This window comes from Kitasatospora sp. NPDC127116 (genome assembly GCF_042677365.1).
Lineage (GTDB): Bacteria > Actinomycetota > Actinomycetes > Streptomycetales > Streptomycetaceae > Kitasatospora > Kitasatospora lactacystinica.
The window spans coordinates 17,713-36,829 of sequence record NZ_JBHXTL010000105.1 but is presented as its reverse complement, the minus strand read 5'-3'; the positions used below and the strand labels follow the sequence as shown (position 1 = coordinate 36,829).

Here is a 19,117-nt window from a genome sequence, read left to right as displayed (position 1 = left end):
CACTTCGTGTCGGGGGAGCGCCCTGCGTGGTCGGCGGCGTGGTCGTTCGGGGCGGCAGGGGGGCCCCGACGCCCTCCCGCCAGGGAAAAGAGGCCGGAGCTCCGCCCGGGTAATAGGCTGGAGGCAGTCAGCCCGTTACCGAACCTGGAAGGACCCCTGTGGAGCTCGCCGCCTACGCCGATCTCGCCGTTCGGCTGGTGAACACCGAGGAGCCCGAGCGCGGCACCGACACGCTGACCTCCGTGGAGGCCGTGCGCGGCCTGTTCTCCGACTCCGCGCGGGCCGCCGCGCTCGCCGACGAGTCCGACCTGCCCCGGCTGCGGGCGGTGCGGACCCGGCTGCGCGGGGTCTTCGAGGCCGCCGCGGAGGGGGACGAGATCCGCGGCGTCGACCTGCTGAACAGCCTGCTGATGGAGTACCCGGTCAGCCCGCTGGTCTCCGGGCACGACTACCTGGACGACGCCGGACGACCGCGCTGGCACCTGCACCTGGCCGACAACTCCCCCACCGCCACCGCGCACTTCACCGCGGTCGCCTGCATGGGCCTGGCCGTCCACCTGACCGAGCTGGGCGCCGACCGGCTCGGCATCTGCCAGGCCGCGCCCTGCCGCAACGCCTACCTGGACACCTCGACCAACCGCTCCCGCCGCTACTGCTCGGACCGCTGCGCGACCCGCGCCAACGTGGCCGCCTACCGGGCCCGCAAGCGCCAGGAGGCGGAGGCGGCGGCCCGGGGCGGGTCCTAGACGTCCTCCACCCAGGCACCGAGCCGGCGGGCGAGGCCCGGCACCCGGGCCAGCCGCGGGGTGAGCAGCAGCCGCTCCAGCCGGCGCCCCGGCGCCAGCCAGACCGGGCTCGGGCGCAGCCGCAGCAGCACCCGGCCGAGCACCAGCTCGTCCGGCACGGCGCCGTAGCTGCGGCTGTCGCTGTCCACCGGGCGGTTGTCGGAGAGCAGCCACCAGCCCGTGGCCCGGCGCTCGGCGGCCCGCTTCACCACCAGCAGGTCCTGCTGGAAGGGGTGCCGGAAGACCACCACCGCGCCCGGCCGGATCGGCGCGCCGTAGCGGACCAGCAGCTGGTCGCCCTCGCGCAGGGTCGGGACCATCGACGGCCCCGCCACGTCGACCAGTCCGAACGGCAGCGCGCCGCCCCGGTCCGGCCCCCCGGCCCCGGCGTCCTGCGGTCGCGTGCTCCGCGCCACGACTCCTCCTCCTGCTCCGCCCGCCCCCAGTCTGCCGTACGGACCGTCACCGGTCCGATGTCCGGATTACCCCGGTTCCTGGTCCGTCTTTTGCCCTAGGCCCGCCGCCCGATCGCGAAACGGCGAGGCCGGAAGGGTAATCTCGGGCGCGGGAAGACGATCTAAGGAAGGACTCCCATGTTCTCTCGTCTGTTTGCACCTCGCGCCACCGCCCACGCCCACTGCGACCTGCCCTGCGGCGTGTACGACCCGGCGCAGGCCAAGCTGGAGGCCGAGTCGGTCAAGGCCACCCAGGAGAAGTACCAGGCCAACGAGGACCCGCACTTCCGCGCCCGCGCCATCATCATCAAGGAGCAGCGCGCCGAGGCCGTCAAGCACCACATCTCGGTGCTGTGGAGCGACTACTTCAAGGCCCCGCACTTCGAGAAGTACCCGCAGCTGCACCAGCTGATCAACGACACCCTGAAGGCCGCCTCGGCCGCCAAGGCGTCCACCGACCCGGCCACCGGCCAGGCCCTGCTGGACCTGATCGCCGAGGTCGACAAGATCTTCTGGGAGACCAAGCAGGCCTGAGCCTGACGCGTCGCCACCCGACCGCCCCCGTCCGCACCGCCGGACGGGGGCGGTCGCGCGTTCCCGGCCCGCCCAGGGCCGGTAAGGGTTGCCTGCCCTGAGTGGCTGTTATGCTGCCAGGGCGTCCGAGGGGGAAGTCCGGTGTGAATCCGGCGCTGACCCGCAACGGTGAGCACGGCCCGTACCAGCCCGTACGGCCCGCGCCAGCCCGATCGCCCCCGGCCGCTGAACTCCCGACAACTCGCCGCGGACTGCGAGGGGAACGGCGCCCAGGCACGCCTTCGGCCGGCGCCCGCCCCGGCGCACCCGCGGCCCGAGGCAAGGCGCACCCGTGGACCGTGCAGTCGTGGACCGTGCAGTCGGCCCGCCCACCCGTCGAATACCCGTCGTCCCGCTCGCCGCCGGCCTCGTCGCCGCCCTGCTGCTGTCGCTGCTCTGCGGGGTCGCCCTCGGCTCCTCCGGACTCGGCCTGCCCCGGGTGCTGCGGCTGCTGGGCGCCGGGCTCACCGGCGGACGGCTGGACGCGGACGAGGCGGCCGCGTACGCGATCGTCTGGGAGATCCGGCTGCCGCGCACCGTGCTGGCCGCCGTCGTCGGCGCCGGACTCGCCGCCTGCGGGGTCGCCGTCCAGGCCCTGGTGCGCAACGCGCTGGCCGACCCCTTCGTGCTCGGCATCTCCTCCGGCGCGGCCGTCGGCGCCAACGCCGTCCTGCTCTTCGGCGCCTTCGCCTCGCTCGGGGTGTGGGCGATCTCCGCCTCCGCCTTCGGCTCCGCGCTGGCCGCCATGACGCTCGTCTACCTCGCCGCCCGCACCGCGTACGGACTCACCCCGCTGCGCCTGGTGCTCACCGGCACCGCGCTGTCCTACGGCTTCTCCGCCGCCACCACCCTGATGGTCTTCGCCGCCGACCGCGGCGAGGCCGCCCGGGACGCCATGATGTGGCTGCTCGGCAGCCTCGGCGGCGCCACCTGGGGCAAGGTGCCGATCGCCGCCGTCACGGTGGTGGCCGGCCTCGCGTACCTGGCCTGCGCCGCCGGACGGCTGGACGCGCTCGCCATGGGCGACGAGACCTCCGCCTCGCTCGGCGTGGACCCGGACCGGCTGCGCCGCGAGCTGTTCGTGGTGACCGCCGCCGTCACCGGCACCGTGGTCGCGGTCAGCGGGGCGATCGGCTTCGTCGGGCTGCTGATGCCGCACCTGGCGCGGATGCTGGTCGGCGCCGGGCACCGCCGGGTGCTGGTGATCGCGCCGCTCGCCGGGGCACTGCTGCTGGTCTGGGTGGACATCGCCTCGCGCACCCTGCTGGCACCCGCCGAACTGCCCGTCGGGGTGTTCACCGCGGTGCTCGGCGTGCCCGCCTTCCTGCTGATGATGCGCCGCCGCGGCCAGGCCCTCGGAGGAACCCGGTGACCGACGTGACCACGGCGACCGACCCGACCGGCCCGGCCGCGCCCGACCCGGCGCGGGCCCAGGACCTCGCCGTCGACGCCGTCTCGGTGGAGCTGGCCGGCACCCGGCTGGTCCACGAGGTGAACCTGGCGGCCGCCGCCGGGCAGGTGGTCGGGCTGGTCGGCCCGAACGGCAGCGGCAAGTCGACCCTGCTGCGCTGCGTCTACCGGGTGCTGAAGCCGGCCGGCGGCGTGGTCCGGCTGGCCGGCGACGACCTGCACGCCCTGAGCGCCCGCGACACGGCCCGCCGGGTGGCCGCGCTGACCCAGGAGCACTCCGCCGAGTTCGACTTCACCGTCGCCGAGGTCGTCGCCATGGGCCGGCTGCCGCACCGCCGCGGCTTCGGCTCCCCGGCCGACGGGGACGCGGAGCGCTGCGCCGGGGCGCTGCGCAAGGTCCGGGCCGGGCACCTCGCCGAGCGCGGCTTCCTGAGCCTGTCCGGGGGCGAGAAGCAGCGGGTGCTGTTCGCCCGCGCGCTGGTCCAGGAACCGCGCCTGCTGGTGCTGGACGAACCCACCAACCACCTCGACATCGCCCACCAGTTGGAGGTGCTGGCGCTCGCCCGCGAGGCCGGCCCGACGGTGCTCACCGCGCTGCACGACCTCAACCTGGCGGCCGGCCACTGCGACCTGGTCTACGTGCTGCGGGCCGGGCGGATCGTCGCCTCCGGCCCGCCCCACGAGGTGCTCCGCCCCGCCCTGCTGGCCGAGGTGTTCGGCGTCCGCGCCACCCCGGTGCGGCACCCGGAGACCGGCGCCCTCCAGCTGCTGTTCGACCGGCTCGCCCCCTCCTCCTGACCCGTCCCGCCTGCCCAGAGGAACCACCTTGCGCACCAAGGCCGTTGCCACCGCCGCCCTGCTCGTCCTCGGACTCACCGCCTGCGGCGCCGAGATCGCCCCGAAGGAGGCCGCCACCGCCTCCGCCCACTACCCGGTGACGGTGGACAACTGCGGGCAGAAGCTCACCTTCGCGCAGAAGCCCGCCCGGGTGGTGACCAACGACGTCAACATCACCGAGCTGATGCTCTCCCTCGGCCTCGCCGACCGGATGGCCGGCTACGTGATGCCCGACGACAAGGGCCGGATCGACAAGGTGGCCTGGAAGGACGGCTACCAGCAGACCACCTGGCTGTCCAAGAAGGTGCTCACCAAGGAGATCGCCCTCGACGCCCGGGCCGACCTGGTCCTCGCCGGCTGGCACTACGGCTTCGACGAGGGCGCCGGCGTCACCCCGCAGGCCTTCAAGGCGCTCGGCGTCGACTCGTACGTGCTCAGCGAGTCCTGCCGCAGCGGCAAGGGCACCGAGCGCGGCGTGATGGACCCGCTGGAGGCCCTCTACACCGACCTGGCCAACCTCGGCGAGATCTTCGACGTCAAGGACCGCTCCGACCGGCTGATCGCGGACTTCAAGGCGCAGATCGCCGCCGTCCCGCAGCCCGAGCGCCGCCCGTCCGTCTTCCTGTACGACAGCGGGCAGGACAAGCCGTACACCGCCGGGAAGTTCGCCGCCGCCAACGAGATCATCGCCAAGGCCGGCGGGAGCAACATCATGGGCGACCTCGCCGACACCTGGGTCACGGCCGGCTGGGAGGGCGTGGTGCAGCGCGACCCGGAGGTGATCGTGATCAACGACTACGCGACGCCCGGGGCCGAGGAGAAGCGGAAGTTCCTGAAGTCCTTCCCGCCGCTGGCCAACGTCTCCGCGGTCAGGAACGACCGGATCTTCGTCATGGACTACGTCGACCTGGTGGAGAGCCCGCGCAACCCGGCCGCGGTCGGCGCGCTGGCCGAGTACCTGCGCACCGTGCCGGCCCGCTGACGGCCCCCGGTCCGCTCCTCCGGGGCGGTGGCCGCGGGCGTACGCTCAAGGTACGAGCCGACGGAACCCGACCGGAGGAGCGAGATCATGACCACGATGGCGACCCCCGGCGCCTTCGACACCCGCGCCCTGCGCGAGGGCATCGAGCGCTGCGACGCCGAGACCCTCCTGGCGCTCTACGCGCAGGACGCCGAACTGCGCATGGTCGATCGCAAGACCCAGCCCAGCCACCCCCTGGTGATGCACGGCCGGGAGGAGATCGGCGCCATGCTGGACGACGTCTACGGCCGCGAGATGACCCACAAGCTGGAACAGGTGGTGGTCCAGGGCGACCACGCCGCCTTCCTGGAGTCCTGCCGGTACCCCGACGGCGTCCGGGTGCTGATGTCCTCGATGGCCGTGCTGCGGGACGGCCGGATCGTCGACCAGACCTCCGTCCAGGCCTGGGACGAGACGGGTCCCGAGCAGTAGGCTCACAGGCATGATCCGCACCGCCGTCGCCACCGACGTTCCCGTCATCCACGCCATGATCCGCGAACTCGCGGACTACGAGCAGGCCCTGCACGAGGCGAAGGCCACCGAGGAGCAGCTGCACGACGCCCTGTTCGGCGAGAACCCGGCCCTGTTCGGGCTGATCGCCGAGGACGAGGCCACCGGCGAGCCGGTCGGCTTCGCGGTGTGGTTCCGCAACTTCTCGACCTGGCGCGGCACTCACGGGATCTACCTGGAGGACCTGTACGTCCGTCCGCAGGCGCGCGGCGGCGGCCACGGCAAGGCGCTGCTGCTGGAGCTCGCCCGGATCGCCGTCGAGCGCGGCTACTCCCGGGTCGAGTGGTCGGTCCTGGACTGGAACCAGCCCTCGATCGACTTCTACAAGGCGATCGGCGCGGTGCCGATGGACGAGTGGACGGTCTACCGGCTCACCGGCGAGGCCCTGGCCGAAGCCGGGCGGCGCTGAACGGCCGTCCGGAGACCGGCGAAAGGGTCTGCCACCCTGCGTCGCAATGCCTTACCATGAGTAACTCCCGAACCGGGGTGCGGAGGGCAGAGCGATGGTGGATGCGTGACGCCGGGCCCCCTACGGGGGTAGCAAGCGGTAACAAGCGGGGTACCAAGAAAGCACAGCGCGCCACCCAGGAGGCAAGGGTGTCCCAGATCGACGGCGATCTCGGTGTTCAGGACTTCGTGGAGGTCCGGCTGCCCGCAGCGGGGGCCTACCTCTCCGTCCTGCGAACAGCGACGGCCGGGTTGGCGGCCCGGCTGGACTTCACGCTCGACGAGATCGAGGATCTGCGGATCGCGGTCGACGAGGCCTGCGCCATCCTGCTCCAGCAGGCGGTGCCCGGGTCCGTACTGTCCTGCGAGTTCCGGCTGGTCGGCGACTCGTTGAAGGTCACCGTCTCGGCCCCGACCACCGACGGCAAGGCCCCCGAGCGGGACACCTTCGCCTGGACGGTGCTCTCCGCCCTGGCCGGCGAGGTCGACTCCTCGGTCGGCGCGGACAAGACCGTGTCGATCAGCCTGAACAAGAAGCGCGGCGGATCCCCCGCCCACTAGCCGGGCGCCGGGCCGAACCGCACGACCGAGCAGCACCGAGCACCACCCGCGCAAGGGCCGTCCGCCGCTCCCCCGACCGGGGTTCCGACGGACGGCTCCCGGTACCGCCACCCACGCGGTACGACCAACGAGACGATTCCGGGGCCACCGGCCCCGGTGCTCCCGGAACGGAACGGGGGAATGGCCGTGAGTGATCTGGACCGTACCGGCCTCGCGACGGCGGGACCCGCCGTACCGACCCAGGCGAGCGTTCCCGGCCTCGCCGCCAACGACGAAGCGCACCCGAAGGACGCCCAGCGGATGAGCCACCCCACCGAGCCGACGTCCGAGCCGACGCCTGCCTCCGTGCCCCCGCCGGACCCGGCGGGCGAGACGGACCCGGCGGTCGAGGCCGAGCCGCACAGCGCCGTGCCCGCCCAGGGCTCGCACCGCACCGGCGCCCCGGACCGGGAGGCCGCCCGCGCGCTGTTCGTCCGGCTGTCCGCACTGCCCGAGGGCTCCCCGGAGCGCGTCGAGCTGCGCAACCAGCTGGTGCGGATGCACATCCCGCTGGTCGAGCACCTGGCCCGGCGCTTCCGCAACCGGGGCGAGCCGCTGGACGACCTGACCCAGGTCGCCACCATCGGCCTGATCAAGTCCGTGGACCGCTTCGACCACGAGCGCGGGGTCGAGTTCTCCACCTACGCGACGCCGACCATCGTCGGGGAGATCAAGCGGCACTTCCGCGACAAGGGCTGGGCGGTGCGGGTCCCGCGCCGCCTCCAGGAGCTGCGGCTGTCGCTCACCACGGCGACCAGCGAGCTCTCCCAGCGGCACGGCCGCTCCCCCACGGTGCACGAGCTGGCCGAGCACCTGGGGATCTCGGAGGAGGACGTCCTGGAGGGCCTGGAGTCCGCCAACGCGTACTCCACGCTCTCGCTGGACGTGCCGGACAGCGACGACGAGTCGCCGGCCGTCGCGGACACCCTGGGCGCGACCGACGAGGCGCTGGAGGGCGTCGAGTACCGCGAGTCGCTCAAGCCGCTGCTGGCCCAACTGCCGCCCCGGGAGCAGAAGATCCTGGTGCTGCGGTTCTTCCGGAACATGACCCAGTCGCAGATCGCCGCCGAGGTGGGGATCTCCCAGATGCACGTGTCCCGGCTGCTCGCCCGGACCTTGGCCCAGCTGCGGGAGAAGCTCCTGGTGGAGGAGTAGGACTGACGGCCGCTCAGCTCCGGCTCGGCGGCCGTCCGATCCCCTGCCCCGGCCCTGTACGCCCCTAGTTCTCGGACGGGGCGTACAGGGCCGCCGTCGACTTCGGGTTCAGCAGGCAGCCGATGCCCACCAGGCCGAGCACGCCGATCAGCACGCCGAACACGATCGCCGTGCCGCCGCTCTCGAACATGTAGTAGGCGACCGGCAGGCAGATCGAGTTGGTCAGCACCGCCGGGCTGCGGCCCCAGCGGCGCTCCTTGAGCAGTGCGAGGGCGGCCAGCACCGGCAGCACGCCGAGCAGCACGATGACCGCTCCGCCGAACTCGTTGAGGGCCAGTTGCTTGGCCTGGCCGGACAGTGCGGCCACCATGTCCAGGACGCCGACGACGGCCAGCGCGATGCCCTCCAGGGCCGTGATGGCGGCGCCCAGGGTCAGGGAGGCCGGTCGGCCGGCGCCGGCCGTGGGTGCGGGTGCGGAGGTTTCTGCGGTCACTCCAGCAGGGTAGCCGCCGGTCGGTCCGTACCGACCCGTAGGCTTTCCCCATGCGCGCTCTCCTGGTCGTGAACCACAAGGCCACCACCACCAGTGGCCGGACCAGGGACGTCCTGATCCACGCCCTGCGCAGCGATCTCAAGCTGGAGGTCGCCGAGACCCAGTACCGGGGCCACGCGCGCGACCTGGCCCGCGGGGCGGCGGAGGACGGCACGGTCGACCTGGTGGTGGCGCTGGGCGGGGACGGCACCGTCAACGAGGTGGTGAACGGGCTGCTGGCGCACGGCCCGGGCGAGAAGGTCCCGCGACTGGCCGTGGTGCCGGGCGGTTCGACCAATGTGTTCGCCCGCGCGCTGGGCCTGCCCAACGACCCGGTCGAGGCGACCGGTGCCCTGCTGGACGCGCTGGAGCACGGCCGGGAGCGGCCGATCGGGCTGGGCAAGGCGATGACCGACGGCCTGCCGGACCGCTGGTTCACCTTCACCGCCGGCCTCGGCTTCGACGCCGGTGTGGTCGGCCGGGTCGAGGAGCAGCGCCGGGCCGGGCGCAAGTCCACCCACGCCCTGTACGTCGGCCAGGCCCTGCGGCACTACTTCACCCAGCGTGAGCAGCGCCGCTCCGGCCCGATCTCCCTGGAAATGCCGGGCCGCGAGCGGGTTCCGGGCCTGGTGCTGTCGATAGTCAGCAACACCTCGCCCTGGACCTTCCTCGGCAACCGGCCGGTCTACCCCTCACCGCTCGCCTCCTTCGACACGGATCTGGACGTCTTCGGCATCACCCGGATGACGGCGTTCGGCACGGCTCGAACGGTCCGTCAGATCCTGCGGTCGTACGCGCCTTCGGGTGACGGCGCCCCTCCGATGGGCCCTTCCGGGAAGCACGTCGTCTCCTATCACGACGTCAGACACTTCACCTTGGTTTCGGAGGAACCGGCGCCGTTCCAGGTCGACGGGGACCATCTTGGAGACAGGAGTCGCGTCAGTTTCACAGGCGTACGGCGGGCACTGCGTGTGATTGTGTGACTGGAAGGGGGGTTCCTCCTTCTTCTCGAACGCACAAGCCCCCTTCACTCCATAGAAGTACTGGCTGTGAGCTAGGCGACACCGAAGAATCCAAAATTCCTCCCCGAAGGGGGTTGTATCCGAGCCCGAGGTTTGCGAACCTCTACATGGCGATCGGGACACATCGCAGCGACGGCAACTCCGGAACCACAGGAGCGCCGACCGCGGGGTGTCCCTCGAATCGCCGAATCCCCCCAGCACAGACCACCCGGGCCCGACGGGCCTTTGGTCTCTTTTGCTGTTGCGGGATTCGTGAAAGCGTTCACATTCACAAGCCATTCGATTGTGCCGATCGGGCCACCCCCCGCGGCAGGAGGAGTTGGACGACCATGGACTGGCGCCACCGCGCTGTCTGCCGCGAAGAGGACCCGGAGCTGTTCTTCCCGATCGGGAACACCGGTCCTGCTCTGCTGCAGATCGAGGAAGCCAAGGCCGTGTGCCGCCGCTGTCCGGTGATGGAGCAGTGCCTCCAGTGGGCGCTCGAGACCGGCCAGGACGCCGGCGTCTGGGGCGGCATGAGCGAGGACGAGCGTCGCGCGATGAAGCGCCGCGCCGCCCGCAACCGGGCCCGCACCGCCTGATCGCCCAGCGATCACACGCCGTAGCACCAGCAGTGACCGCAGTACCGATCGACACATGATCAAAGGCTTCCCTGCACCTCCTGGTGAAGCCTTCCGCACAAAGGACCTTGCCCTGCCGGGTCCCGCGACACCGGACCCGCCCAGACACTTGATACTGTTCACTGAGAGCAATATCGTGGAGCTGTGGCGCTCACCGTGTGCAACGCACCGGCGAGGTGTCGCACCACCCAGAGCCCCCGCTCCGGCCGACTCCCCCCGACGGCCGGAACGGGTTGAGAGGCCCTGTCGACCCACCCCCCCCGGTCGACAGGGCCTCGTTTCTGTTTCCGCACCCCGGTCGGGCACGCCGGTCGCGCGCCCCGGCTCGGCGCTCCGGTCGGGCATCCCGACCCGGCGTCCCGGTTGCGCGTCCGGCCCCACGCTCTGGTTCCGCACTCCGGAGTGCGGAGCGCGGACCCGGCGCTTGATCCGAGCACGCGCCCCCGCCACACACCTTCGCGCGTGTCCGTACGCCTTCGCGCCACGGATTCCCGGCGGGATCCCGCCGGACCGGGCCACAGCGGACCGGGCCTCGCGCACCGGACCTCAGCGGACCGGGATCTCCAGGACCACCTTGGTCCCGCCGTCCGGGCCGGCCACCATGTCGAAGGTGCCGCCCAGCTCACCGGTGGCCAGCGTCCGGACGATCTGCAGCCCGAGGTTGCCCGCCGTCTTCGGGTCGAAGCCCTCCGGCATGCCGCGGCCGTCGTCCTGCACCGTGATCAGCAGGTACTCCTCCGGCCGGGCGCCGCCGTTCCAGCTCTCCGACCAGCCCGCGCCGGTCGCCGGCGCCCGCCCGCGCAGGGCACTGACCTCCAGGTTCCCGGAGGCGGTCGGTCCGAACGCGTGTTCAAGGGCGTTCTGGAGCAGCTCGGTCAGCACCATCGACAGCGGGGTGGCCACCTCGGCGGACAGGATGCCGAAGCTGCCGGTGCGCCGGGTCGCCACCCGGCCGTCCTGGGACAGCTCCATCACCATCGCCAGCACCCGGTCGGCGATCTCGTCGAAGGCCACCTGCTCGTCCAGCGCCTGGGAGAGCGTCTCGTGCACGATCGCGATCGAGCCGACCCGGCGCACCGCCTCGTCCAGTGCGGCCCGGCCGGACTCCGACTCCATCCGGCGGGACTGCAGCCGCAGCAGGGCCGCGACGGTCTGGAGGTTGTTCTTCACCCGGTGGTGGATCTCCCGGATGGTGGCGTCCTTGGTCATCAGCTCGCGGTCGCGGCGGCGCAGCTCGGTGACGTCCCGGCAGAGCACCAGCGAACCGGTCAGGGTGCCCTTGGGCTTGAGCGGGATCGCCCGCAGGGTCACCACTCCCCCCTGCGCCTCCACCTCGGTCTGCCGGGGCGCCCAGCCGCTCGCCAGCTTCACCAGCGCCTCGTGGACGGCCGAGCGGGACGGCGGGGCGAGATCGGCGGTGGCCCGGCCGAGGTGGCTACCGACCAGGTCGGTGGTGAGGCCGAGGCGGTGGTAGGCGGAGAGGGCGTTGGGGCTGGCGTAGGTGACGATGCCGTCCGCGTCCAGCCGGATCAGGCCGTCGCCGACCCGGGGGGCGGCGTCCATGTCGGCCTGCTCGACGTTGGGGTAGGGGAAGGAGCCGGCCGCGATCATCTGGGCCAGGTCGGAGGCGCTCTGGAGGTAGGTGAGCTCCAGCCGGCTCGGGGTCCGCACGGTCAGCAGGTTGGTGTTGCGCGCGATCACGCCCAGCACCTTGCCCTCGCGCCGGACCGGGATCGACTCGACCCGGACCGGGACCTCCTCGCGCCACTCCGGGTCGCCCTCGCGCACGATCCGGCCCTCGTCGAAGGCGGCGTCCAGCAGCGGACGGCGGCCGCGCGGGACGAGGTGGCCGACCATGTCGTCCTGGTAGGAGGTGGGCCCGGTGTTGGGCCGCATCTGCGCCACCGAGACGTAGCGGATGCCGTCCCAGGTGGGGATCCACAGCACCAGGTCGGCGAAGGAGAGGTCGGAGAGCAGCTGCCACTCCGAGACCAGGTGGTGGAGCCATTCCACATCGGCCCCGGTGAGGGTGGTGTGGCGGCGGACGAGTTCGTTCAGCGAGGGCACATGGCGAGGGTAGCGCCGCCGGTCCGGGCGGGGCGCGGCGGACCGGTGGGCGGGCCCTGCGGGGCCCTGCCGCACGCCCTTCGGCACGCCCTTCAGCACGCCCTGCCGCACGCCCTGCCGTGCACCCTCCTGCGCGCCCTCCCGCGCACCCTCCGGAGTTGTTTAGACCAATTTTCCGAGAGGCCTGGACAACCGAGATTGGTCTAGTCCACAATGAAAGAGCACCAAGGAGAGGCCCCCGCGCAACTGCCCTGACCGCGCGCGGCCCCTCCTCGGTCGGACGCCGACGATCGAGGACCCCGCACAGTTCTCGACCGGATCCGGTGCCCGACGACAGCTCCGGGCTGCGGTGCCGCATGGGTTGAGGGTCCCGTGTCGGCGCCGTGGCCCGTAGTGTTTTCGGCCCCCCTGAACCACGTCCGGCCGCTCAGCGATTCGGCCCCGGTCCACAGCCTGTGGACCGGGGCCGAATCGCGTCCGCGGGGGCCTACCTGGTCTCGGTGACCTTCGCCAGGGCGCGCGGGGCGTCCGGGTCCTGGCCGCGGGCGATGGTGATCTCGTAGGCCAGCAGCTGCAGCGGCAGGATCTCCAGGATCGGCTGCACCTCCTCCGGCACGCCGGCCGGCAGCGCGAAGCCCGCCGAGGCGGCCTCCACCTGCGCCTGCTGCCCGACCACCATCAGGTCCGCGCCGCGCCCGCGCAGCCGGTCCAGCACCGGCTGGAGGGCCTCGCCGCCCTTGCCGTCCGGGACGATCGCGATGACCGGCGAGACGTTGTCCACCATGGCCAGCGGGCCGTGCAGCAGGTCGGCGCCGGAGAACGGGGTGGCCGGGATGTAGGTGGTCTCCATCAGCTTGAGCGCCGCCTCGCGGGCGGTCGGGTAGCCGTAGCCGCGCGAGGTGATGACCAGGCGCTGGGCGAAGCGGTAGCGCTCGGCCAGCGCCTTCACCTCCGCCTTGCGGGCCAGCACCCCGGCGGCCAGGCCCGGCAGCTCCTCGGCGGCCGAGCCTCCCCCGGCCCTCGGCCGGGAGTGCCCCCATGCCTCCGCGAGGCCCTCGACCAGCAGGTAGAGCGCCAGCAGTTCGGCGGTGTAGGTCTTGGTGGCCGGCAGCGCCTTCTCCGGGCCGGCCAGCACGTCGATGTGGAACTCGGAGACCTCGGCCAGCGGCGAGGCGGCGTTGTTGGTCACCGCGAGCGTGATGGCGCCGGCCTCGCGGGCCGCCTTGGTGGAGGCCACCAGGTCGGGCGAGCCGCCGGACTGGCTGACGGTGACGACCAGGACGTCGGTGAGGTCCGGCTTGGCGCCGTACGCGGTGGTGGTGGACATCGAGGTCAGGCCGGCCGGCTTGCCGAGCAGGATCTCGATCAGGTACTTGGCGTACAGCGCGGCGTTGTCGGACGTGCCGCGCGCGGTGAGCAGGACGAAGCGCGGGTTGCGGGCGGCGATCTGCGCGGCGACCTCGCGGATCTTCGGGGCGCCCTCGTCGAGGATGCGCCGGAGAACGGCCGGCTGCTCGGCCATCTCCGCCGCCATGATCCGGCCGGGGACGGGAACGGTCTGCGGGTCGGACATCTGGGTCTGCCTCCGATGAGACGGTTCGACCCCGCTCGGGCGGCTGCCCGGCGGGGACCTCCACGGCGGCGAGTCCGCACACTCGCTGCGGTCCTTCGTGCGGCAATCCTACGGTCGCACCTGCCGCCGGGCACCTCCGTCCGCACGCCCGCGCGCACCCGGCGCGCCCCGGCGGCGCACGCCCGCGGCACGCGCCCGCACGGTCGGGAGGGGCGCGTGGCCGCGGGCGCGACGGAAGGTCAGGACGCCTTGTTGATCAGCTGGTCGATCGCGGCGTCGGCCTCCTTGGTGGCCTGGTCCACCGACTTGCCCTTGAGGATCGCGGTCAGCATGTCCGGGATGACCTTCTGCTTCTCGACCGCGGCCCAGCCGGGGGCCAGCGGGGTGAACCAGGCGTCCGGGACGGCGTTGGCCGCGGCGGCGGTGGTCGGCTTGTTCTTCAGCGGGTTCAGCTGGGTCAGGTTGTTCGGCAGGATGTCCTTGTCGGCCAGCGCCTGCTCGGACTTGGTGCTGGTGAACATCCGGATCCAGTCGGTCGCCAGCGCCACCTGCTGGGACTTGGCGGTGACGGCGAGGTCGGAGCCGCCGATGAAGGTCGGCAGCGGCTTGCCGTCGGGGCCGGGCATGGTGGCCACCTTGACGGCGTCCTTGAGGCTCGGGTCGCCGGTGACCGGGGCGGTGACGCTGGCCGCCTCGTAGCCGTTGCCGTAGAAGGACGCGGCGTGCCCGCGGGCCATCGACTCGAACTGGTTCTGCTCGTTCACCGTCAGGTCGCCCTTGTTGTACTTGCGCACCAGGTCGACGAAGTGGCTGACGCCCTGCTGGGACTTGGGGTCGTGCAGGGTGCCGTGCCAGTTGCCGGAGCTGTCGAACTTGGCGATGCTGCCGCCGTACGCGGCCACGTAGCTCATCGCGGCGTACCAGTACGGGCCGGGCAGGTAGAGCGGGGAGTAGGTCTTGTCGGCCTTGTTGCGGTCCGCGACCTTGTCCAGCGCGGCCAGCAGGTCCGCCTCGGTCTTCGGGAAGTCGGCGCTGCCGGTGGCCTGCTGGAAGGCGGCGGAGTTGTAGATGGCGACCCGGGAGCCGGCGTAGTAGGGCACGCACCAGAGCTTGTCCTGGTAGGTGCAGGTGTTGGCGAGCGCCTTGATCCAGCTGTCGGAGTTGTCGAAGGTGCTGCGGTCCACCGGGGCCAGCGCGCCGGAGAGCACGTACTTCATGGTCTCGGTGTTGCCCAGCTCGACCACGTCGGGGGCGTTGCCGTCGGCGATGGCCTTGTCGAGCTTGCCCACCTTGTCGGCCCAGCCCTGGTACACGAGCTTGAGGCTGACGTTCGGGTACCTCGCCGCGAACTCGTCGTTGACCCGCTGGACCAGGTCCGGCCAGTTCTTCTGGGCGTCGTCCATCAGCCAGACGGTGACGGTGCCGCCGGCGGCCTTCGGGTCCGCGGAGCCGCCCGCGCCGCTGTCGCCCGCCGGCTTCGCGGTCGAGGAACAGGCCGTCAGACCGACTGCCAGTGCCATGGTCCCGAGCGTCGAGATGAGCTGACGCTTCTTCACGCCGTCCTCCGAGGGTTGTAGAGCCGTCTTGCCCGCCGGCAGCATGATTGGCGCCCGCGGCGGAGAGTCCGGACAGGGGGCGGCGAAGAGCTTCGGGGTGGGCCGATACCACATCCGGCGAGGTTGAATCTCGAACCGGATGTCTGGACTCTGGCCTAGACCATAGGTGGTGTCAACGACCAAAAGCCCTCCTTGGGACGGCCGTTGCAGAGCTGTTGTACCGCGTGGCCGCCAGTTGTCGTTCCGTCACCCTAAGTGGGCCTTAAGGTGGATTTAAGGCCCACTTGAGGGAACACGGTCACTCGACGAACCCGCAGGTCAACGCCGGGGAAACGGAACGGGCCCGCCATGCGACATGCGCATGACGGGCCCGTTGGCCGACGCCCACCGGACACGGCCGGTGACGTCTCGTCGAACGGTTCAGCCGATCGCTCCCGGCTGCCCGGTGAGGACCTCCACGGCCGCCAGTCCGCAGACCCGGGCGGCGCCGTGGGTGGCGATGTGGAGCGCCCCGACCGGCTCGGACTGGGGCAGGCCCATCTCGACCACGGCGGCGTCCGGCCGGGCCGCCACCAGACGGCCCAGCGCGGCGGCCATCCACCCGTGCCGGTGCGCGTCGCGGACCACCAGCACCAGGCGGCGGCCCTCGGCGGCGGCCAGCACCTCGTCGACCAGCGCGTCCAGCAGCTCCGGCGCGGCGTCGGCCGCCGACACCTCGCGGGTGCGGGTGCCGGGGAAGCGGTCGGCCAGCATGCCCGCCACACCCCACGGGGTGACGTCGCCGACGGCGATGTTCGGCTCGTCCGAGAACGAGGCCACGTACGGGCGCTCGCTCACCGGCGGCACGGTCAGGCCCGGCGCCCGGACCACCCTGAGCGCCCGGCGCGCGGCCCGCAGACCGACCGCCAGGTCCGGCTCGACCCGCTCGCCCTGGGCCGCGATCCGGCCCCAGCTGCCCAGCGCCCGCACCCGCGCGGCCGCGTCCGCCAGCCGCTCCTCGGCGAGCCGGCCGGAGCGCACGCCCGCCACGATGGCGTCGCGCAGCATCAGCACGGTCTCCTCGTCGGCGAGCCCGCCGCCGACGCAGATCGCGTCCGCGCCGGCCGCCAGGGCCAGCACGGTGCCCTCGCCCATCCCGAAGGTGTCGGCGATGGCGCCCATCTCGATCGCGTCGCTGACGATCAGGCCCTGGTAGCCGAGGCCGCCGTCGGCCGGGGCCGCGCGCAGCAGGTCGCGCAGCACGGCCGGGCTCAGGGTGGCGGGCAGCTTCGGGTCCAGCGCCGGGATCATGATGTGGGCGGTCATCACGGCCTTGGTGCCGGCCGCGATCGCCGCCTGGAACGGGATCAGGTCACGGGCCCGCAGCACGTCCAGGTCGACGTCGATGACGGGCAGCCCGTGGTGCGAGTCCACCGCGGTGTCGCCGTGGCCGGGGAAGTGCTTGGAGCAGGCGGCCACGCCGGCCGACTGCAGGCCCTCCACCCAGGCGGCGGTGTGCCGGGCGCACAGCTCGGGGTCGGCGCCGAAGGAGCGGACCCCGATGACCGGGTTGCGCGGGTTGGAGTTGACGTCCGCGGTGGGCGCCCAGTTGTAGTTGACGCCGGCCGCGGCCAGCGCCCGGCCCAGCTCGCGGGCGACGTCCCGGGTCAGCGCCGGGTCGTCGATCGCGCCGAGCGCGAGGTTGCCGGGCCAGGACGAGCCGGAGCCCGCCTCCAGCCGGGTGACGTCGCCGCTCTCCTCGTCGATCGCGATCAGCAGGTCGGGGTTCTCGGCGCGCAGCGCACCGGTGAGCGCGGACAGCTGGTCGAGGTCGACCACGTTGCGGTCGAACAGCGCGACCGAGCCGAGGCCCGCGGCGAGGTGGCGGCGCAGCCACTCCGGCGGCTCGGTGCCGACGAAGCCGGGCTGGAGGACGGTCAGGGCGTCACGGTGCAGCTGGTCGCTGTCCGGCACGGTGGGAACGAGGATGCTCACGTTGACTCAGCCCTTCACTGCGCCGTCGGTCAGTCCGTTGACCGCCTTGCGCTGCAGGAAGATGAACAGGATCAGGATCGGCACGGCGAAGAGGGTGGACGCGGCCATGGTCGCGCCCCAGTCGGTGCCGAACGCGGTCTGGAACGAGGAGAGCCAGACCGGGAGGGTCTGCGCCGTCTCGTTCTTGTTCAACATGTTGACCAGCGGGAACTCGTTCCACGCGGTGATGAAGCCGAACAGCGAGGTCGACATCAGGCCGGGGGCGAGCAGCGGGAAGATCACCTTCACGAAGGCCTGGGTGCGGGTGCAGCCGTCCACCATGGCCGACTCCTCCAGCTCCTTGGGCACGGCGGCGATGAAGCCGCGCAGCGTCCAGATCGTGAAGGGCAGCACCATCATCAGGTAGAAGGCGGTCAGCGGCACCAGGCTGTTGAGCATCTCGCTGTCGCGGACGATCAGGTAGGCCGCGATGATCATGACCTCCCAGGGCGCCATCTGGGCGGCCATCACGACCAGGACGAAGCCCTTGCGGCCGCGGAAGCGCATCCGGGCGATCGCGAAGGCGGCCAGGGTGGCGATCACCAGCGAGCCGAGCACCGCGCCGACGGTGACGATCAGGCTGTTGCTGACGTACGTCCAGAAGTTCGGGACGTGCACGGCCCGGTCGAAGTGCTCGAACGTGCCGTTCAGCGGCAGGAAGACGGGGTCCCGGCTGACGATGTCCTTGTTCTGCTTGAACGCGGTCGAGAACATCCAGTAGACGGGGAAGATGAAGAAGACGAAGAGGACGACCGCGATCAGGTTCGGCCAGGTGCGTCCGATGAGCGAGCGCCTCACAGCTCGTCCTCCTGCTTGAGAATGATGCGGAAGTAGTAGGCCATCAGCGCGCCCAGCATCACGATGGTGAGCACCGCGATCGCGGAGCCGACGCCGAAGTGCTGCGACCCGATGCCTTCGAGGAAGGCGTGCACCGGCAGGGTGCGGGTCAGGCCGTCCGGTCCGCCCTTGTTGATCAGGTAGACCTGGGTGAAGGCCTTGAACACCCAGATGACCTCCAGGAAGGTCGTGGCCAGGAGGAAGGGCTTCATGATCGGGTAGATCACCGAGGTCCAGATCTTGCCCGAGCCGGCGCCGTCCATCCGGGCGGCCTCGTAGAGCTCCTTGGGGATCGTGGTCAGGCCCGCGTACATGTTGAACGCCACGAACGGGACCGACTGCCACACGATCAGCAGGATGATCACGAAGAAGGTGGAGTACTGGCCGCTGGTCCAGTTGAAGTGGGCCATGGCGTGCCAGCCCAGCTTGTCCAGGAACCAGTTGACGACACCGAAGTTCTGGTCGAAGAGCCAGGTGTAGACGGTGGTCGCGGCGACCACCGGCATCGCCCAGGCCAGCAGCAGGCCGACCGAGAGCAGCAGCCGCATCCGCTTGCCGAGGGTGTTGAGCAGCAGGCCGACCAGCGTGCCGAACACCATGATCAGCACGACGTTGACCAGCGTGAAGACCACCGTGCGCAGGGTGATCGACCAGAACTCCGAACTACCCAGCTGATCGGTGTAGTTGGAGAAGCCCGTCCACTCGGTCAGGTGCTGGATGAACTGCCGCCTGTTGAGGTTCTGGGCCGAGACCACCACCGTCTCGATCAGCGGCCAGACCAGCAGGACGAGGGTCGCCGCGATGGCCGGCAGCAGCAGTAGGTAGGGGGCGAACCTGGAGGCCGCACTGGGCCCGTCCGACGGTCTGCCGCTCCTCCTCGGGGTGCGCTCGGCACCGGGGGTGGTGGACTTGTCTGTCGACGCCACCACGGAATTCGTTGGTTCCGGGGACTGTGTCTGCACCCGTTCCGACTGCGCAGCCATCGTTCTCTCTTCCTTGCAAACCCGACCACGACGGAAGGCGTCGCGCAACCCCCCCCCCCCCGGCGCCCGGGTGCGACCCCGCACGCCAGCCCTAAAGGTTAGGGTTTAGAAGCGTAACGCA

Annotated in this window: 19 protein-coding genes and 1 riboswitch; of the genes, 11 read left to right on the top strand and 8 right to left on the bottom strand. The window is 71.7% G+C overall.

Going from position 1 to position 19,117, the window contains the following annotated elements:
- The first annotated feature begins 158 nt into the window (after nt 1–158).
- On the top strand, nt 159–746 hold the full coding sequence (locus tag ACFVHV_RS32310) for a CGNR zinc finger domain-containing protein (RefSeq protein WP_359904503.1): 588 nt from the start codon (nt 159–161) through the stop codon (nt 744–746).
- Here ACFVHV_RS32310 and sodX read toward each other — a convergent pair.
- The gene (gene sodX / locus ACFVHV_RS32305; RefSeq protein ID WP_380355836.1) at nt 743–1,105 is read right to left on the bottom strand and encodes a nickel-type superoxide dismutase maturation protease; all 363 of its coding nucleotides are present in this window, start codon (nt 1,103–1,105) and stop codon (nt 743–745) included. The genes ACFVHV_RS32310 and sodX overlap by 4 nt on opposite strands.
- A gap of 273 nt (nt 1,106–1,378) precedes the next feature.
- Here sodX and sodN point away from each other — a divergent pair, with 273 nt between their 5' ends.
- From sodN to ACFVHV_RS32265, 8 genes are all read left to right on the top strand, one after another.
- Nucleotides 1,379–1,774 carry a superoxide dismutase, Ni gene (gene sodN, locus ACFVHV_RS32300; RefSeq protein WP_045699892.1) on the top strand — a complete coding sequence of 132 codons (396 nt, stop codon included), beginning with the start codon at nt 1,379–1,381 and terminating at the stop codon, nt 1,772–1,774.
- 88 nt (nt 1,775–1,862) lie between these two features.
- A riboswitch (cobalamin riboswitch) is annotated at nt 1,863–2,013 on the top strand.
- Nucleotides 2,014–2,120: 107 nt separating this feature from the next.
- Entirely contained in the window at nt 2,121–3,185 is a 1,065-nt protein-coding gene (locus tag ACFVHV_RS32295) for a FecCD family ABC transporter permease (RefSeq protein ID WP_380355828.1), read from the top strand.
- 86 nt (nt 3,186–3,271) lie between these two features.
- Nucleotides 3,272–4,021 carry an ABC transporter ATP-binding protein gene (locus tag ACFVHV_RS32290; RefSeq protein WP_380355833.1) on the top strand — a complete coding sequence of 250 codons (750 nt, stop codon included), beginning with the start codon at nt 3,272–3,274 and terminating at the stop codon, nt 4,019–4,021.
- Between the two features lie 28 nt (nt 4,022–4,049).
- The gene (locus ACFVHV_RS32285) at nt 4,050–5,042 is read left to right on the top strand and encodes an ABC transporter substrate-binding protein (RefSeq protein WP_359904511.1); all 993 of its coding nucleotides are present in this window, start codon (nt 4,050–4,052) and stop codon (nt 5,040–5,042) included.
- Between the two features lie 87 nt (nt 5,043–5,129).
- Nucleotides 5,130–5,513: a nuclear transport factor 2 family protein gene (locus tag ACFVHV_RS32280; protein WP_359904514.1), complete on the top strand. Its 384-nt coding sequence runs from the start codon at nt 5,130–5,132 to the stop codon at nt 5,511–5,513.
- Between the two features lie 10 nt (nt 5,514–5,523).
- A complete protein-coding gene (locus ACFVHV_RS32275) occupies nt 5,524–6,000 on the top strand; it encodes a GNAT family N-acetyltransferase (RefSeq protein ID WP_359904517.1) in 477 nt (158 codons plus the stop codon).
- A 188-nt stretch (nt 6,001–6,188) separates the two neighbouring features.
- A complete protein-coding gene (locus tag ACFVHV_RS32270; RefSeq protein WP_359904520.1) occupies nt 6,189–6,599 on the top strand; it encodes an anti-sigma regulatory factor in 411 nt (136 codons plus the stop codon).
- 180 nt (nt 6,600–6,779) lie between these two features.
- Complete coding sequence (locus tag ACFVHV_RS32265; RefSeq protein ID WP_380355824.1) at nt 6,780–7,793, top strand: SigB/SigF/SigG family RNA polymerase sigma factor; 1,014 nt, start codon at nt 6,780–6,782, stop codon at nt 7,791–7,793.
- A 64-nt stretch (nt 7,794–7,857) separates the two neighbouring features.
- Here ACFVHV_RS32265 and ACFVHV_RS32260 read toward each other — a convergent pair whose 3' ends face one another.
- Nucleotides 7,858–8,286 carry a hypothetical protein gene (locus tag ACFVHV_RS32260; protein ID WP_359904526.1) on the bottom strand — a complete coding sequence of 143 codons (429 nt, stop codon included), beginning with the start codon at nt 8,284–8,286 and terminating at the stop codon, nt 7,858–7,860.
- 50 nt (nt 8,287–8,336) lie between these two features.
- Between ACFVHV_RS32260 and ACFVHV_RS32255 the strand changes: the two genes are divergently transcribed.
- Both ACFVHV_RS32255 and ACFVHV_RS32250 read left to right on the top strand, forming a co-directional pair.
- Nucleotides 8,337–9,308, top strand: coding sequence for a diacylglycerol kinase family protein (locus ACFVHV_RS32255; RefSeq protein ID WP_359904529.1), 972 nt, complete (start codon nt 8,337–8,339; stop codon nt 9,306–9,308).
- Nucleotides 9,309–9,676: 368 nt separating this feature from the next.
- The gene (locus ACFVHV_RS32250) at nt 9,677–9,928 is read left to right on the top strand and encodes a WhiB family transcriptional regulator (protein ID WP_014138019.1); all 252 of its coding nucleotides are present in this window, start codon (nt 9,677–9,679) and stop codon (nt 9,926–9,928) included.
- Nucleotides 9,929–10,513: 585 nt separating this feature from the next.
- Here ACFVHV_RS32250 and ACFVHV_RS32245 read toward each other — a convergent pair.
- From ACFVHV_RS32245 to ACFVHV_RS32220, 6 genes are all read right to left on the bottom strand, one after another.
- On the bottom strand, nt 10,514–12,034 hold the full coding sequence (locus ACFVHV_RS32245; RefSeq protein ID WP_359904532.1) for a PAS domain-containing sensor histidine kinase: 1,521 nt from the start codon (nt 12,032–12,034) through the stop codon (nt 10,514–10,516).
- Nucleotides 12,035–12,521: 487 nt separating this feature from the next.
- On the bottom strand, nt 12,522–13,607 hold the full coding sequence (locus ACFVHV_RS32240) for an SIS domain-containing protein (protein WP_359904534.1): 1,086 nt from the start codon (nt 13,605–13,607) through the stop codon (nt 12,522–12,524).
- Nucleotides 13,608–13,846: 239 nt separating this feature from the next.
- Nucleotides 13,847–15,127, bottom strand: a complete 1,281-nt coding sequence (locus tag ACFVHV_RS32235; RefSeq protein ID WP_359904537.1) for an extracellular solute-binding protein — start codon at nt 15,125–15,127, stop codon at nt 13,847–13,849.
- 456 nt (nt 15,128–15,583) lie between these two features.
- Nucleotides 15,584–17,137 carry a glycoside hydrolase family 3 protein gene (locus ACFVHV_RS32230; protein ID WP_359904540.1) on the bottom strand — a complete coding sequence of 518 codons (1,554 nt, stop codon included), beginning with the start codon at nt 17,135–17,137 and terminating at the stop codon, nt 15,584–15,586.
- Nucleotides 17,138–17,143: 6 nt separating this feature from the next.
- Complete coding sequence (locus ACFVHV_RS32225) at nt 17,144–17,974, bottom strand: carbohydrate ABC transporter permease (RefSeq protein ID WP_359904543.1); 831 nt, start codon at nt 17,972–17,974, stop codon at nt 17,144–17,146.
- The gene (locus tag ACFVHV_RS32220) at nt 17,971–18,996 is read right to left on the bottom strand and encodes a carbohydrate ABC transporter permease (RefSeq protein ID WP_380355817.1); all 1,026 of its coding nucleotides are present in this window, start codon (nt 18,994–18,996) and stop codon (nt 17,971–17,973) included. The genes ACFVHV_RS32225 and ACFVHV_RS32220 overlap by 4 nt, the downstream gene beginning before the upstream one ends.
- Nucleotides 18,997–19,117 lie beyond the last annotated feature (121 nt).

Coding starts and splice junctions, on each gene's coding strand:
- sodX (WP_380355836.1), bottom strand. CDS start 1,105: ATGGTCCCGACCCTGCGCGAGGGCGACCAGCTGCTGGTCCGCTACGGC.
- sodN (WP_045699892.1), top strand. CDS start 1,379: ATGTTCTCTCGTCTGTTTGCACCTCGCGCCACCGCCCACGCCCACTGC.
- ACFVHV_RS32280 (WP_359904514.1), top strand. CDS start 5,130: ATGACCACGATGGCGACCCCCGGCGCCTTCGACACCCGCGCCCTGCGC.
- ACFVHV_RS32275 (WP_359904517.1), top strand. CDS start 5,524: ATGATCCGCACCGCCGTCGCCACCGACGTTCCCGTCATCCACGCCATG.
- ACFVHV_RS32265 (WP_380355824.1), top strand. CDS start 6,780: ATGGCCGTGAGTGATCTGGACCGTACCGGCCTCGCGACGGCGGGACCC.
- ACFVHV_RS32255 (WP_359904529.1), top strand. CDS start 8,337: ATGCGCGCTCTCCTGGTCGTGAACCACAAGGCCACCACCACCAGTGGC.
- ACFVHV_RS32250 (WP_014138019.1), top strand. CDS start 9,677: ATGGACTGGCGCCACCGCGCTGTCTGCCGCGAAGAGGACCCGGAGCTG.
- ACFVHV_RS32240 (WP_359904534.1), bottom strand. CDS start 13,607: ATGTCCGACCCGCAGACCGTTCCCGTCCCCGGCCGGATCATGGCGGCG.
- ACFVHV_RS32235 (WP_359904537.1), bottom strand. CDS start 15,127: ATGGCACTGGCAGTCGGTCTGACGGCCTGTTCCTCGACCGCGAAGCCG.
- ACFVHV_RS32220 (WP_380355817.1), bottom strand. CDS start 18,996: ATGGCTGCGCAGTCGGAACGGGTGCAGACACAGTCCCCGGAACCAACG.